The sequence below is a fragment of the Leptothrix ochracea genome, from assembly GCF_041083635.1.
Classification (GTDB): Bacteria; Pseudomonadota; Gammaproteobacteria; order Burkholderiales; family Burkholderiaceae_C; genus Sphaerotilus; species Sphaerotilus ochraceus.
Window position 1 is genome coordinate 1 of the sequence record NZ_JBFPHB010000043.1, and the last position, 14739, is coordinate 14739.

Annotated in this window: 13 protein-coding genes; 1 reads left to right on the top strand and 12 read right to left on the bottom strand. The window is 59.7% G+C overall.

Features of this window, described 5'->3' with window-relative positions; translation table 11 throughout:
* The 6 genes from AB3X39_RS12820 to AB3X39_RS12845 all read right to left on the bottom strand — a co-directional run.
* Positions 1–1333 (bottom strand): cytochrome c3 family protein (locus tag AB3X39_RS12820; RefSeq protein WP_369417773.1); only part of this gene is annotated, 1333 nt, incomplete at its 3' end.
* Positions 1330–3279, bottom strand: coding sequence for a cytochrome c3 family protein (locus AB3X39_RS12825; protein ID WP_369417774.1), 1950 nt, complete (start codon positions 3277–3279; stop codon positions 1330–1332). The genes AB3X39_RS12820 and AB3X39_RS12825, both read right to left, overlap by 4 nt.
* Positions 3280–3388: 109 nt before the next feature.
* Positions 3389–4204, bottom strand: coding sequence for a hypothetical protein (locus AB3X39_RS12830; protein ID WP_369417775.1), 816 nt, complete (start codon positions 4202–4204; stop codon positions 3389–3391).
* A gap of 333 nt (positions 4205–4537) precedes the next feature.
* Positions 4538–4933 carry a barstar family protein gene (locus AB3X39_RS12835; protein ID WP_369417817.1) on the bottom strand — a complete coding sequence of 132 codons (396 nt, stop codon included), beginning with the start codon at positions 4931–4933 and terminating at the stop codon, positions 4538–4540.
* 35 nt (positions 4934–4968) lie between these two features.
* Complete coding sequence (locus tag AB3X39_RS12840) at positions 4969–5352, bottom strand: guanyl-specific ribonuclease (RefSeq protein WP_369417776.1); 384 nt, start codon at positions 5350–5352, stop codon at positions 4969–4971.
* A gap of 133 nt (positions 5353–5485) precedes the next feature.
* The gene (locus AB3X39_RS12845; protein WP_369417777.1) at positions 5486–7780 is read right to left on the bottom strand and encodes an NADP-dependent malic enzyme; all 2295 of its coding nucleotides are present in this window, start codon (positions 7778–7780) and stop codon (positions 5486–5488) included.
* A 100-nt stretch (positions 7781–7880) separates the two neighbouring features.
* On the opposite strand from AB3X39_RS12845, the gene thiL reads away from it, so the two are divergent.
* Positions 7881–8876: a thiamine-phosphate kinase gene (gene thiL, locus AB3X39_RS12850; protein ID WP_369417778.1), complete on the top strand. Its 996-nt coding sequence runs from the start codon at positions 7881–7883 to the stop codon at positions 8874–8876.
* A gap of 16 nt (positions 8877–8892) precedes the next feature.
* On the opposite strand, the gene AB3X39_RS12855 is transcribed toward thiL, so the two are convergent.
* The 6 genes from AB3X39_RS12855 to leuS are packed head-to-tail and all read right to left on the bottom strand — an operon-like array spanning position 8893 to position 14716.
* Positions 8893–9357, bottom strand: coding sequence for a four-helix bundle copper-binding protein (locus AB3X39_RS12855; RefSeq protein ID WP_369417779.1), 465 nt, complete (start codon positions 9355–9357; stop codon positions 8893–8895).
* A 40-nt stretch (positions 9358–9397) separates the two neighbouring features.
* Complete coding sequence (locus tag AB3X39_RS12860; RefSeq protein WP_369417780.1) at positions 9398–9889, bottom strand: CinA family protein; 492 nt, start codon at positions 9887–9889, stop codon at positions 9398–9400.
* Positions 9886–10434, bottom strand: a complete 549-nt coding sequence (locus AB3X39_RS12865; protein WP_369417781.1) for a phosphatidylglycerophosphatase A family protein — start codon at positions 10432–10434, stop codon at positions 9886–9888. Before AB3X39_RS12865 ends, AB3X39_RS12860 begins: the two co-directional genes overlap by 4 nt.
* Entirely contained in the window at positions 10431–11510 is a 1080-nt protein-coding gene (holA, locus tag AB3X39_RS12870; RefSeq protein ID WP_369417782.1) for a DNA polymerase III subunit delta, read from the bottom strand. Before holA ends, AB3X39_RS12865 begins: the two co-directional genes overlap by 4 nt.
* Positions 11494–12021, bottom strand: a complete 528-nt coding sequence (locus AB3X39_RS12875; RefSeq protein ID WP_369417818.1) for an LPS-assembly lipoprotein LptE — start codon at positions 12019–12021, stop codon at positions 11494–11496. Before AB3X39_RS12875 ends, holA begins: the two co-directional genes overlap by 17 nt.
* A gap of 7 nt (positions 12022–12028) precedes the next feature.
* Positions 12029–14716 (bottom strand): leucine--tRNA ligase, encoded by a 2688-nt coding sequence (gene leuS, locus AB3X39_RS12880; RefSeq protein WP_369417819.1) that lies wholly within the window; start codon positions 14714–14716, stop codon positions 12029–12031.
* Positions 14717–14739: the final 23 nt, after the last annotated feature.

Here is a 14739-nt window from a genome sequence, read left to right on the forward strand (position 1 = left end):
ATTGACTGCTCACCGACACGGAGCTGTGCAGCATCCCCGTCGCCCACGAACCGTACCCCTTGTGGCAGCTGTCGCAATTCGTCGCCGTGATCCCTGTGACTGACTTATAGGGAATGTGGTTCACCACTGGACCATCCGCTGGCGGATAGGCCCCCGAGTGACACGTCGCACACTGCCCACTCACCACCAACTGGCTGTGATTCCACAGCGTCGGCTTCCAACCCGTTGTGTTGTGGCACGTGGTACACGTCGCATTCCCCATCGGAATGTGTGTGCTTGGTCGCCCCGTGGCCGTGCTGCCGTTATGACATCCGGCGCAGTTCGTCGCAGCAGTGAACAAACTGTGATCCGGTTTGCCAGAGGAGGCCCAGCTTGTCGTGGACTTATGGCAGCTTTCGCAGTTGCCCGTCACGCTCGCATGGGTCGCCGTCGCCGGCTTGCCCACAGCCCCCAAATAACTGCCCGTGTGGCACGTCGCGCACTGACTACTCACCGACACCGAACTGTGCAACATCCCCGTCGCCCACGAACCGTACCCCTTGTGGCAGCTGTCGCAATTCGTCGCCGTGATCCCTGTAACTGACTTATAGGGAATGTGGTTCACCACCGGACCATCCGCTGGCGGATAAGCCCCCGAGTGACACGTCGCACACTGCCCACTCACCACCAACTGGCTGTGATTCCACAGCGTCGGCTTCCACCCCGTCGGTCGGTGACAGTTATCGCAAGTCGATGCTCCTGCAACCGGCATATGCAAAGCATGTTTGCCGGTTGCTGTCACGCCATTGTGACAAGTTGCACACGTACCTGGAGTCACATTGGTATGGTCAAAAGCCGTAGCAGGCCTCCAGCCAGAGGGACGGTGACACGTATCGCATGAAGCCTGAGTGGAGATGTGCCCCTGAGGCTTGCCACTGGTATAGATGCCGTTATGACAGTTGGTGCAGGTGCCAGACTGAACCCCTGAGTGGCTGAATCTTGCCCCGCTGAAGGCGCGAGTGATGTGACAGGTATCGCAGCTGTTCTGGGTTGGTAAGTGATTTGCCGGTTTCACCACATTGGAGCGAGCATGTGAGGCTCCCGATGTATGACAAGAAACGCACTCCCGCGGCGTACCTTTAAACACGCCATTGAGGTGACACGCTTCGCACTTCGCAGTCGAATGAGACCCAGTCAATGCATACCCTGTTTTGCCATGATCCTCGGCCTTACGAATTTGGGCATGAGCGCTCACACCCAAACACATCCACACAAGCAGAAAAAGAAAAGACAGCCATGGAGACGGTCCCAGTAACCGCTCACTCACGGTCAGGGATGAGCCACTTCTGTTCATTTCATTCCTCCAGTTTCAAATGCGTAAGACCGACTCGTCGCGCCAGCGTCTGTAGAACGGCGCTCCGATGGTCCGCGATCAAGCTGATGAAAAGCTTGTGAGGCCCCTTTACGGCTACCCGGTTGAATCACCTTGGCCCAGTTGTCCACACCATGACACTGGTCACAACGCGCCCCGAATTGCCCGTCATGGCGATCATCGTTGCGATGGCAACTGACGCACACGGTCCCAACAGGATCTGTCGCACGATTGGCCGGAGCCGGTCTGCGATGGCACGTCTCACAGGTCGCTTTCACGCGATGCCCACCTTCAAGCTTGTACGAAGTGCGCCGATCATGGTCGAAGCTCCAAAGATCCCAAGAACGCACGTTATGGCAATCCTCACAGCGAACACCAAACTTGAGTTTGTGCCGGTCATCCTTCTTGTGACAAGCCACACACTCCTGCGGTGCCTCCCTGTAGCGCAACGTCGTATGACAACCCTTGCAGGTGACATTCTTCGCCCCACCCAACACGTGCAAACCCGTTAACGGGAATCGGGTTCGATTGTGATCAAAGGCAGCCACTTTCCATGACTTGTCCGAGTGACAACTGTCACAACGGGTGTTGAGCGTGCCCTCGTGTTTGTCATCTTTCTTGTGGCAGCTGTAGCAGTCTGTTGGCGTATTGCGCAAGCTACTCGGGTTGGCATGGCAGGCCTTACAACCTGTTCTGGCAACCGAGCCATCGACCACCAAGCTAATCTTGGGATTGGCGTGTGCGTTGCGCAGAGGGAACTTGAGCTTGTCGTGATCAAACCGACCGAGCGTGTTTTTCCAAACTCGCTCGGTATGGCAATTGACACAAGCCTTACCCAACGTACCCTTGTGCGACTTGTCGTCATCCGCCTTGTGACAACCCCAGCAATCTTTCGGTGCATCTTTATAGAGCAAGGTCTTGTGGCAATCCTTGCACTCCAAGTCGACGTGCCCGCCTAGCAAAGGGAAACTCGACGTGCTGTGATCGAAAACTCGCCCCTCAGCTGAGCGTGCACCGCCGACAACAGCCTTAGAAGCCAAGGTTTTCCAATTTTGCGGTGTATGACATCCATCGCATTTGGGTCCAAGCATCGTCTTGTGCTTGTCGTCTTTCTTGTGACAAGACAAACAATCGGCGGCCAATTTAGCTTTGTAAAGCGGCCCTGTGTGGCAGTCCTTGCAGCCCGTGGTGCGATGCTTTCCTTCCAGTGCGTACTTGGTATCGACATCGTGGTTGAAGGCGATCGTCTTCCAAGACTTGGCCCCGTGGCACGACTCGCACTTATCGCCAAAGAACCCTTTATGACCCTTTTGATCATCATCTTTACGGTGACAGGCGACACACGCCTTCGGCGTTTCCTTGTAGCGAGCATCCTTGTGACACGTTGCGCACTTCACATCAACGTGCTTCCCAAGCAGTGGGAACTTCGTCTCACCGTGATCAAAATCGGTGTCTTTCCAGCTCTTTTCGTTGTGACAGTCAGCACACTTGAGCCCCAAAGACCCTTTATGGACATCCTCCTTGCGGTGACATTCCACGCAAGTATTCGCAGCCTGCGCCCACTTTTTAGACGCGTCATGGCACTTATCGCAGGTCACTTTGACGTGCTTTCCAAACAACTGGAAGTCCGTCTTCGTATGGTCGAAACTCTTTTTATCGAGACTGACGATCTGTGCCGTGCGTCCTTTGTGATCGGTGTGACAAGAACGGCATATCTGAGGCTTCATACGGCCGTGATAGCCCGTTTTATTCACCACGTCTTGGGCAATTTCTTTATGGCAATCAACACAGCGCTGATCTTGAGCCGTGCGATCAAACTTGACGTGGCAGCGAGCGCAATCGCTCTCCCATTTGACGTGTGCGTTAACGAGCTTACCGGGGGAAAGGACTGACTCCAGCCCCGGAACAGCGGCGGCAGGCAAAGCCACGAGAGCCAAGAAGAGCGCAAACCACCATGCCGCCCAACATTGCCGATCTCTGGAGGACCACCACACACGTACTTTCAACGAAACCTCACTCGAATGGAGTCAACAGTCATCAATAGGCATGCACTGCAATGACATGAACAATGGCGCTGATGATCAGAAGATAGACGAAAGGGATGTGCGCCACGTGCCAAAGTGCAAACAATCGCTCGTAAGCTGAGACCTGCGCAACACGTAACACAGCATCCATATCCTTGCGCACCAACACGCGGGCATTGCGGTTACGTCGAACGCGGTCATAGGCATGCCACTGGTTCTTTTCCGCAAGGGCTCGCATCGGCGCATCCATCTCAGCAAGACAAGTGCGATAAACGCGCCACTCAGCCCACGGCAGAACGAATAACCGGGAAACCACCCCATGCCAGCCGGGATCTTCCGTCAGCGCAAAGGACTCAAACTCCACCAGTCGTGTTTCTAGACTGGGGACAAGTTTGAACAAAGATCGCATATCACCCTTGTCCCAACCCGCCCGATCACGCCACATGCGCAGCTGATCCTTCTCACCTTGAACGCCACGCGTGATCCGCACATACACAAAACGGCCAACGATCCCACTGCCCGCCACAATCAGCATGCTGTAAAGCGCCACGGCAGCATTGAGTGATCCGATGTGGAAGGTCGAATGAGCAAGGATGAGAAGTGGGCCACCAATGCCTAGGGCCATGTGCACCACAAGCCAGCCCTTCATCTGACCGAGTCGGTGAAAGAAGCGAATGTGCTTTCTCAGCGGATAGAGAAAGATAAACAACATCATCACACCGCCGGAAACCCCGAGCCAGTAACCAACATCGTCCCCGGCCTTGAACAAGCCGATGGAACTGATTTTCCAAACGCCCAGAACAAGCGCGGTAATCAGGGCATATAGCATCGCACCCACACTCCTTCAGAATCGGATCAGCCTATCATAAGACATGGGAAATATTCCCATGCAGACCAAGTCATCGAGAAATACACCACACACCCAGATCGGACCGCAACACTTCGAGACCCACAAAGACGAAAGCCCACCAAACGGTAGGCCTCGAATTGGATCGAAAACAACAAAACTACGCGACGACCAACAAAGACGAGGTATCAAACGCACTACTCATCAAAGGCATATGCGGCGCAAAGACTGGCGCCACATGCTTCCCCTGCTTGACCGGTGCGCTAGTTTGAGCCACTTCAGCCCGCTCCCATTGCCCATGTTCCTGAGAGCGGGCTACCGAAAAGAATAGAAACATCTGAACGGGACTTTTCTGTCCGCCCAAAAATCTGCCGCATCTCGGAAAACATCAAGCAACTGCTCACGAGCCTCGCGATCAAAACGAGGCCCGTCGGGCAACTGCTCAAGCACAACAATGAACCCGGATTGCGCACCCGACTTGTGAACCAAGTCGGTCATGCAGTCATGCAGGGCATCGTAATTCTTGCCAAAGTGTGCGGGAAAAAGAAAGGCCTCGGCGATACCGTCCAGCACTTCTTGCTTGGACTGCGCCTTGGAAAGATTGGCATACAGGAAATGGTGTCCCATTTCCTCAGCAGACTTCATCAGATCATCGACCCGAAAAGCACGGATCGACTGAACAATGTTCGGACGCACAGACTGCAGCAGCATGACGGTCCCTTGGTAATCCTCAATATTCATGGAGTTCACGGCAAGATGCGGGAAAAGCTCGCATAGTGATCCTGCGTGAAATAACAGATATCAGGGGTTTTCGGCTGGACGCCACCACAGACCATGCGTTGCGCCCCCCGCCCCTGAGCCCCTGGCACCGGCACCGTGTACTCACGGTAATAACCGCGCGCCTGACGAGGCAAAATTCTTTCCCTGTTGGCAAAAACGATGCCGTCCTTCTCGTAGGGGAACGGCCCGCCCGCAAGAATCAGTCGGTACGTCGCCTGCGCATGCCCAGACATTGCCGACAACGCAACGGCGGCCAATGGAGCATCGACTCTTGCTTGAGAAACAGCGCTCCATAGCAAGCCACAGAGCGCAGCAACAGAGACAAAAAGCCGAAAGAACAAGCGCGCCATAGCCACCAACGAGGGTTTATCCTGATCCACGAGTCTGCCATGGTACAGAAATGGCGCGCAAAGCTCAAGGGCGCATCTCACAAATGCACGTCAAACTGCTAAGAATACAGCAAAGTCTTGCTGTATTCGACAATCAACGGGCCGCATTGGCATCGGCGACGGTCAAGGCGGTCATATTCACGATACGCCGAACCGTCGCCGAAGGCGTCAACACGTGCACAGGTTGAGCCGCACCAAGCAAGACAGGGCCAATCGCAATACCCCCACCGGCGGCAGTTTTGAGCAAGTTGTAGCTGATGTTGGCAGCGTCAATGTTGGGCATCACCAACAGGTTGGCTTCACCCGACAGCGTGGTGTGAGGCATCAAGCCAGCACGGTACGCTGGATCAAGCGCAGTATCGCCATGCATTTCCCCGTCCACTTCGAGCCAAGGCGCCTTGGCCTTGATCAGCCGCAAGGCCTCAGCCATCTTGAGCGCGGAAGGATATGTACTGGAACCGAAGTTCGAATGGGACAACAACGCCGCCTTGGGCTGGATACCGAAACGCATCAGCTCTTCGGCCGCCATGATGGTGATCTCAGCAATTTGCTCGGCCGTTGGATCGTAATTGACATGGGTATCGACCACAAAAACTTGCCGATCCGGCAACACCAACCCATTCATACAGGCATAGGTGTTCACACCCGGGCGACGGCCAATGACTTGGTCGATGTAGGTCAAGTGATTGGCCGTGCTGCCCCAAGTGCCACAAACCATGCCATCGACATCGCCCTTGTGCAGCAGCATGGACCCGATCAGCGTCAGTCGGCGACGCATTTCAATCTTCGCCAGCTGCTGGGTCACGCCCTTGCGCTCGGTCATGCGGTGATAGGTTTGCCAGTAGTCACGGTAGCGGGCATCAAAGTCGGTGTTGACCACGTCATAGTCACGGCCCTCTTCCAACCGCAGACCAAATTTCTCGATGCGCTGCGCAATGATCTGTGGCCGGCCAATCAGAGTGGGTCGTGCCAACCCTTCATCAACCACCACTTGCACAGCCCGCAAGACGCGTTCATCCTCGCCTTCCGCATAGGCTACACGCTTGGCCTCAGCCCGCTTGGCCAACTGGAAGATAGGCTTCATGATGGTGCCCGAGGCATAGACAAAGCTTTGCAGCTTTTCGCCATAGGCTTCGAAATCCTTGATCGGCCGCCGCGCCACACCCGACTCGGCCGCAGCCCGCGCTACGGCCGGGGCAATCTTGATCATCAGCCGCGGATCAAAGGGCTTCGGGATCAAATATTCCGGCCCAAAGCTCAAGGTCGCACCCGCATAAGCGGCGGCGACCACTTCGCTTTGTTCCGCCTGAGCCAGCTCAGCCAAGGCACGCACCGCCGCAATTTCCATCTCATCGGTGATGGTGGTGGCACCGCAGTCCAACGCGCCTCGGAAGATGTAGGGGAAACACAAAACGTTGTTGACTTGGTTCGGATAGTCCGTCCGCCCCGTGGCGATGATGGCGTCCCCCCGCACCGCCTTGACGTCCTCAGGCAAGATTTCCGGGGTCGGATTAGCCAAGGCGAAGATGATCGGGTTGGCGGCCATCTTGCGGACCATGTCTTGCTTGAAGACCCCCCCCGCCGACAAGCCCAAGAAAACGTCGGCGCCGTCGATGGCCTCGGTCAAGGTACGCAGCGCGGTGTCCTGCGCAAACTCAGCCTTGTCGGGATCCATCAACGCTTGGCGCCCGGTGTAAACCACCCCGGCCAGATCGGTGACCCAGATGTTTTCGCGCGGCATGCCCAACTTGACCAACAAGTTCAGGCACGCCAACGCGGCTGCACCCGCCCCGGAAGACACCAGCTTCACCTGCCGAATATCCTTGCCCAGCACCTTGAGTCCGTTGAGCAGGGCAGCCCCCACCACAATCGCCGTGCCGTGCTGATCGTCGTGGAACACTGGAATATTCATGCGCTCGCGCAAACGACGCTCAACGTAGAAGCAATCCGGGGCCTTGATGTCTTCCAGATTCACGCCGCCAAAGGTCGGCTCCAGCGCGGCAATCATGTCCACCAAACGGTCGAGGTTGCGCTCGTTGATCTCCAAGTCGAAGACATCGATGCCGGCGAACTTCTTGAACAAAACCGCCTTGCCCTCCATCACCGGCTTGGCGGCCAAGGGGCCAATGTCCCCCAGCCCCAACACCGCCGTGCCGTTGGTGATCACCGCCACCAAGTTGCCCCGCGAGGTGTAGCGAAACGCGTTGTCCGGATCAATCACGATCTCTTCGCAGGCCGCAGCCACGCCCGGTGAATAGGCCAAGGCCAAGTCGCGCTGATTGATCATCTGCTTGGTGGCCGCGATGGCCACCTTGCCCGGCGTGGGAAACTCGTGATACTCCAGCGCGCTGCGTCGGAATTGGCTCTTCTTATCTTCAATATTCGACATGATGGTTTCCGGATTTCTTTGACGTGACATCGACTCCCCCGAGTCTAATTCGGAAGCCATCACCCCATCGACCCGCCCTACAACCCGTCTCTTTCATGCCATGGCCTCCGGCGAATTCGATCTGATTGCGCGCTATTTCACCCGCCCCACACGCCGCCAACCGTTGGGTATCGGCGACGATTGCGCCTTGCTCGCCCCGCAGGCGGGTAGGCATCTGGCGGTGTCGAGCGACATGCTGGTCGAGGGGCGGCACTTTTTGTCCACCGTGGCCCCAGAGCACCTCGGGCACAAGGCTTTGGCGGTGAATTTGTCCGATCTGGCGGCCTGCGGTGCCAAGCCCATGGCCTACACCTTGGCCTTGGCTTTGCCACGCATGGATGCGACGTTCTTGGCGGGTTTTGCCCAAGGCTTGCACCGGCTGGCCGATGAACACGGTATCGAATTGGTCGGCGGCGACACCACCGCTGGGCCGCTCAACATCTGCATCACGGTTTTTGGCGAAGTGCCGCACGGCCAAGCCTTGCTGCGCAGCGGGGCCCGCGCTGGTGACGACATCTGGGTCAGCGGTCAGCTGGGCGATGCCCGGCTGGGCTTGGAAGCCTTGCGCGGCACCGTGGCCTTGTCCAGGGCCGATTTCACCCATGCCCGCAGAGCGCTTGAATGCCCAACCCCACGGGTCGCCTTGGGCTTGGCCTTGCGCGGCGTGGCCCGCAGCGCCATCGATCTCTCGGATGGCTTGGTGGGCGATTTGAGGCACATCTTGGCGCGCAGCGCCAGCCATGCCCCCATCCGCGCCACGCTGGACATTGACGCACTGCCGCGAAGTGGCGCATTGCGCCGCCAAAGCCGCACCCGGCAGCACCTTTGTCTGATGAGCGGCGGCGATGACTATGAATTGCTCTTCACCGCCGAACCCGCCAAGCGCGCTCAAGTCTTGGCGGCGGCCGCACAAAGCGACACGCCGGTGAGCTGCATCGGCCGAATGGAAGCCGCGACCACGACAACCAGCCCCGATGAAGCCTTGATCCGGGTTTTGGACGCCCAAGGGATGCCGCTCAGCACCCCATGGACATCTTTCGATCACTTCACGGCCTGAGCACGACCGGCCCCCTTCAGGCCGCGTAGGCCTTGCATTCTTTGAGGCAAGCCGCGCAGGACTCGGCGCAAGCCTTGCACTCGTCGTGCTTCTTCTCGTGCTTGCGGCACTCTTTTTCGCAGTCTTCACAAACCTGAGCGGCCAAGGCGGCATAGGCCTTGAGGTACTTCGAGTCTTGGCTGGCGAGCTTTTGCAGCGCCGTACACACCGGCAGCATTTGATTGACCGACTGCGCACAGGCAGCCATCTCTTTGTCGCCGTCGCCCAACAGTTGCAAGCAGTGCGCCAAGCAGGCTTCACCCTTGATGACACAGTCGCTGGCCGAGGCGATCAGGGCACGGGTCGGTTTGCCACCCGCACCGGCACCCGCAGCAACATGATGGTGATGGGCGTGCGGATCTTCCGCTGCGGCCAGCACCGAAGCCGACAGCGCGGCCAAAGTCAGGCCGCCCAAACCTTGCATCAGATGACGTCGTTCCATAGGTTCTCCTTGTGAATGATGTTGGTCACTATAGGCCGGATCAGGCTGTGGCTGAACCCACCAAGCCGCCCAAATGATCAAGCGCAAAGCGCACCGCTTGCGCCCGGATCTCAGATCGACGGCCCGAGGCGTGGAGGCAAACCACCTTGGCGGCTTGATCGCGCTGGGCCAAAGCCAACCACACCGTGCCAACCGGCTTATCCGTCGTGCCGCCCCTAGGCCCAGCAATGCCGGTCACCGCCACGGCCCATTCGGCGTGTGAATGCTGCAAGGCACCGCGCACCATCGCTTCGGCCACCGGCGCGCTCACGGCCCCATGTTGTTCGATCAACGCCAGTGGCACGCCCAGCATCTCGACCTTGGCCTGATTGCTGTAGGTCACAAATCCCCGGTCAAACCAAGCGCTTGATCCGGGCTGATCGGTGCAGCAGGCCGCGATCAGCCCGCCCGTGCAGCTCTCGGCACACGCCAGCATCCAGCCGCGTCGCACCAAAGCGGCGGAGAGTTCAGTCAACAGGTCAGGAGGCGTCATGCCCAAGAGCCCCACAACCGCACGCCCACGGCCATCACCAACAAGGTACACAGGGCGGCCACCAAATCATCGAAAAGGATGCCAAAGCCACCGCGCCAACCGCCGCCCTTGAAAGCTTGATCAGCCCAGCCCACCGGCCCCGGTTTGGCGGCATCGAAGTAACGGAACAGCCCGAACGCCAGCGCTTGAACCCAAAACGGCGCCGGCATCACCAGCCACAGGATCAGCCAAAAAGCGAGGATTTCGTCCCAGACGATGAAGCCAGGGTCAGCGATGCGGGCGTCTTCCGCCGTGCGGGTGCAGGCCCACCAACCGATGCCGGTGCTGAGCAGCAAAACCAACGCCCAACCGGGTGCATGGAGCCACCGATCCAGCAGCAAAAAACTGGCCCAACCCCAGAGCGTACCCACCGTGCCCGGCGCGACGCGACTCAGGCCACTGCCCGCGCCCAAGGCGATGAAATGGGCGACATGGCTGAACAGGAAAGCGCCATCGGGGCGCGCCACAGGGGCCGCAGGAGCCGCAGATGCGTCAGTCGAAGTCATAGCGTCTTCAAAATCATGGGGGGTGATACCGTCAAACCTTCCATCGTCATCAGCATCAGCCGACGCAACGCCTGCCAAGGATCACGCGGCCAAGCGGGATGCACGATGCCCTTGACCAAGCCATCGCAGATGCGGGCCGCGTGGATCAACTCGACCAAGACCGGACCTTTCAGGCGCGGCATCAAACGCTCGACTTGCTTTTCTTTCACGCCCCAAACCCGCGCCTCACGCAGCACCATGGCCAAGGGTTGGCCGGCCGCAACGGCGGTGTGGACGCGCAAAAGCATGCGCAGATCATCGGCCAGCGCCCAATGCACCAGCACGGCCGCTTCGCCTTCGGCCTCCAGGCCTTCGAGCATGCGCAGCGCCCGCCCGACTTGACCGCCCAGCACTGCCTCACTGAGCTTGAAGACGTCGTAGCGCGCCACATTCAACACTGCTTGGCTGATCTGCGCCAAGCTCAGCACCCCAGGGGGATGCAGCAGCCCGAGCTTGCTGATTTCTTGGTGCGCTGCCAGCAAATTGCCTTCAACCCGATCCGCAAAAAAGGCCAGCGCCTGCTGCCCGGCCTCGGCGTCCTCGACCCGCTGACCCTGCGCGGCCAAGCGCTGTGCGATCCAAGCCGGCAAGGCTCGGCGATCGATGGGATCGATGCGCACACAAAGCGCCACCTCGTCGAGCGCCGTCATCCAAGCACTGCTCAGCTGGGTGCGATCCAAGCGCGGTAGCAGCACCAAGGTGAACAAATCTTCGCTGCGCTCGCGGGCAAACCGGGCGTAGCGCTGCAAGGCCTCCGAGCCATCCTTGCCGGGTTTACCGGAAGGCAGGCGAATCTCGATCAGCTGCTGCGCGGCAAACAGGCTCATCTCGCTGGCCGCACCCAAGAGGCTGCTCCAGTCGAAATGCGCGCCGCTCACGGTGTGGACTTGGCGCTCGGTAAAGCCGGCTTGGCGGGCCCAAGCACGCACGGCATCAGCCGCTTCTTGATGCAACAAAGGCTCATCGCCGTGCAGCACCACCATGCGCTGCGCCCCCCGCTTCAGCGCCGCCGCGAGCTGATCAGCGCGAATCTGCATGGGGCAGCACCGCCAAGCGACGCAACACTTGATGGGCGATATCGCTTTGCAAAGTGCGGTGAATGAGGTTTTTCTCGGCCTCCTTGGCCAGCGCCAAGGTTTCGCTGTAGCTCATATCGCGGCTCAGGACCAACTCGGTCTCCGGGATCAGCTCTTTGCCTGCCATGGCGCGCACCCGAAAGCGAAAGCGCGAACGCAGGGTCAACTCACGCACTTGACCGGCGGTGGTCGAAGCCACCACCACCTGCTCTTGGGCATCGACCAGCGACTCCAAGATCGCATCCGCCTGCCCCGCTTCCTCGACCACTTGCACGCCCGGACTGAGGCGCAACTGGCGACGCAATTCGTCCGCCATGGGCGAAAGCGGCGCAAAACCGGCCAAGTAGATGCGCTTGAAAGGCAACTCGGGCGGACGCTTGAGCGCAAAGCCACAGCCGCTCAGCCAAACTGCGCCGCCCGCAGCCGCCAGCCCGAGCAGTTGGTTCAAGGCCCCGCGTCGCGCCAGCTTCATGGTCACGTTAGACCACCACGTTCACAAGGCGACCCGGCACAACGATGATCTTCTTCGGTGCCCGGCCCTCAGCAAACCGTGCCACCTCAGCGCTGGCCGCTGCCACCGCTTCGATGGCGGCTTTGTCAGCGCCCGCCGGCACCGTGATCGAGCCCCGCGTCTTGCCATTGACCTGCAAAACCAGCTCAATCTCGTCTTGCACCAAAGCCGCTTCATCAACCTGCGGCCAAGGCGCGTCGAGCAAATCACCTTGAGCGGCGGCGTAACCAAGTTCCGCCCAAAGCGTCCACGTGATGTGCGGGCAGGCCGGGTAGAGGCAACGCAGCAGCACCGAGTAGCCCTCGCGCAACACGGCGGCGGATGCCTCGCTGCCATCGTGCTTGTAGCCTTCGAGCGCATTGAGCAGCTTCATGCCGCCCGACACCACGGTGTTGTATTGCATGCGCTCAAAGTCATGGCTGATTTGACGCAACACCAGATGGACCTCACGGCGCAACGCCTTGGCTTGGCTTGACAACCCCGCCGGCAGCTCGCCCGCCAAGGCGCTTGCGCCTTGCAGCAGCGCCTCGTTCTTGGCCCCGAAAGCCCAGACCCGCTTGATGAAGCGGTGCGCGCCTTCCACGCCGGCATCGTTCCACTCCAACGTCTGCTCTGGCGGGCTGGCGAACATCACAAAGAGGCGCGCCGTGTCGGCGCCGTACTGGTTGATCAGATCCTGCGGATCAACGCCGTTGTTTTTCGACTTGGACATCGTGCCGATGCCGCCGTAGTCCACCGCCGAGCCGTCGCTCTTGAGCGTGGCCCCCACGATCTTGCCGTGGGCATCGATCACGTTCTCGATCTCGTGCGGCCAGAAGTACTCGATGCCGCCTTTGTCGGTGCGACGCGAGTAAATGTGGTTCAGCACCATGCCTTGCGTCAGCAGCTTGGTGAAGGGCTCATTGACCTTGACCAAGCCAAGATCGCGCATCACCTTGGTCCAGAAGCGCGCGTAGAGCAAGTGCAAGATGGCGTGCTCAATGCCGCCGATGTACTGGTCCATCGGCATCCAGTAGTCGGTGCCACCGGCCACCATCGCGTCGCTGTTTTGCGCGTCGCAATAGCGCATGAAGTACCACGACGAATCGACGAAAGTGTCCATCGTGTCGGTCTCGCGCTGCGCGGGCTTGCCGCAGCAGGGGCAGGCGACGTTCAGGAAGTCCGTGCGTTTCTTGAGCGGATTGCCCGAGCCGTCTGGCACGCAGTCGATCGGCAGCACCACCGGCAGGTCGGCGGCCGGCACCGGCACCGCGCCGCAGTCGTCGCAATGGATGATCGGGATCGGCGTGCCCCAGTAGCGCTGACGGCTGATGCCCCAGTCGCGCAGGCGCCAGGTGGTCTTCTTCTCGCCCAAGCCCAAGGCGCCGACGAGTTCAGCGACCTTGCTCACCGCGTCCTTGTAGCCGAGGCCGTCCAGAAACTCGAATCCGACGCCGGAGTTGACGCACACGGCGCGTTGCTTGTCGCCATACCAGTCCGCCCAGCCGTCGAGCGAAAACGCCTCTTCGCCCACCTGCACCACCGGCTTGATCTCAAGGCCGTACTTTTTGGCGAAGGCGAAATCGCGCTCGTCGTGTGCCGGCACACCCATCACTGCGCCATCGCCATAACTCATCAGCACGTAGTTGCCGACCCAGACTTCAACTTGCGCGCCGGTCAATGGATGCGTGACGAACAGACCCGTCGGCACGCCCTTCTTTTCCTGCGTCGCCAGTTCGGCTTCGGTGGTGCCGCCGTGGGCGCATTCAGCGATAAAAGCCGCCAACGCCGGATGGCTCGCGGCAGCGTGCGCAGCCAGCGGGTGCTCGGGAGCGACGGCGCAGAAGGTCACACCCATGATGGTGTCGGCACGCGTCGTGAACACAAAGAGCTTGCCGCCTTGGATCAGCGCGCCGTCCGCGCCCGCGATCTGGTGCGGGAAGGCGAAGCGCACGCCCTCGCTCTTGCCGATCCAGTTTTCCTGCATCAGGCGCACGCGCTCCGGCCAGCCGCTGAGATAGTTCGGGTCTTGCGGATCGGCCACCGCTGCAAGCAACTCATCGGCGTACTTGACGATGTTGAAGTAATAGCCGGGGATCTCGCGCTTTTCAACCAAAGCGCCGCTTCTCCAGCCGCGCCCGTCGATGACCTGCTCATTGGCCAGCACGGTCTGATCGACCGGATCCCAATTCACAACCTGAGTGCGGCGCTCGGCGATACCAGCTTCGAGCATCTTCAGGAACAGCCACTGGTTCCACTTGTAGTACGCGGGGTCGCAGGTGGCGACCTCGCGCGACCAGTCGATGGCCAGGCCCATGGCCTGCATCTGACCCTTCATATAGGCGATGTTCTCGCGCGTCCACTTTTCGGGCGGCACGGCGTTTTTCAGTGCGGCGTTCTCGGCCGGCAGACCGAAGGCGTCCCAACCCATCGGCATCAAGACGTTGTAGCCGCGCATGCGCAGCTGGCGCGTCAGCATGTCGTTGATGGTGTAGTTGCGCACATGGCCCATGTGCAGCTTGCCCGAGGGGTAGGGCAGCATCGAGCAGGCGTAGAACTTCGGCTTCGGGTGGCCTTGGGCGTCGCGTGCATCCTCGGTGACGCGGTAGGCGTCGGCAGCACGCCAAGCCGCTTGGGCCGCCGATTCAAGGGCGGTGGGTTCGTATTTTTCTGAAATCGACATATGGGGACGGACGACTA

What these genes read in the sequence shown, in the direction of transcription:
- AB3X39_RS12830 (WP_369417775.1), bottom strand. Translation starts at nt 4,204, where the DNA reads ATGCTATATGCCCTGATTACCGCGCTTGTTCTGGGCGTTTGGAAAATC.
- AB3X39_RS12835 (WP_369417817.1), bottom strand. Translation starts at nt 4,933, where the DNA reads ATGCTGCTGCAGTCTGTGCGTCCGAACATTGTTCAGTCGATCCGTGCT.
- AB3X39_RS12840 (WP_369417776.1), bottom strand. Translation starts at nt 5,352, where the DNA reads ATGGCGCGCTTGTTCTTTCGGCTTTTTGTCTCTGTTGCTGCGCTCTGT.
- AB3X39_RS12845 (WP_369417777.1), bottom strand. Translation starts at nt 7,780, where the DNA reads ATGTCGAATATTGAAGATAAGAAGAGCCAATTCCGACGCAGCGCGCTG.
- thiL (WP_369417778.1), top strand. Translation starts at nt 7,881, where the DNA reads ATGGCCTCCGGCGAATTCGATCTGATTGCGCGCTATTTCACCCGCCCC.
- AB3X39_RS12855 (WP_369417779.1), bottom strand. Translation starts at nt 9,357, where the DNA reads ATGGAACGACGTCATCTGATGCAAGGTTTGGGCGGCCTGACTTTGGCC.
- AB3X39_RS12860 (WP_369417780.1), bottom strand. Translation starts at nt 9,889, where the DNA reads ATGACGCCTCCTGACCTGTTGACTGAACTCTCCGCCGCTTTGGTGCGA.
- AB3X39_RS12865 (WP_369417781.1), bottom strand. Translation starts at nt 10,434, where the DNA reads ATGACTTCGACTGACGCATCTGCGGCTCCTGCGGCCCCTGTGGCGCGC.
- holA (WP_369417782.1), bottom strand. Translation starts at nt 11,510, where the DNA reads ATGCAGATTCGCGCTGATCAGCTCGCGGCGGCGCTGAAGCGGGGGGCG.
- AB3X39_RS12875 (WP_369417818.1), bottom strand. Translation starts at nt 12,021, where the DNA reads ATGAAGCTGGCGCGACGCGGGGCCTTGAACCAACTGCTCGGGCTGGCG.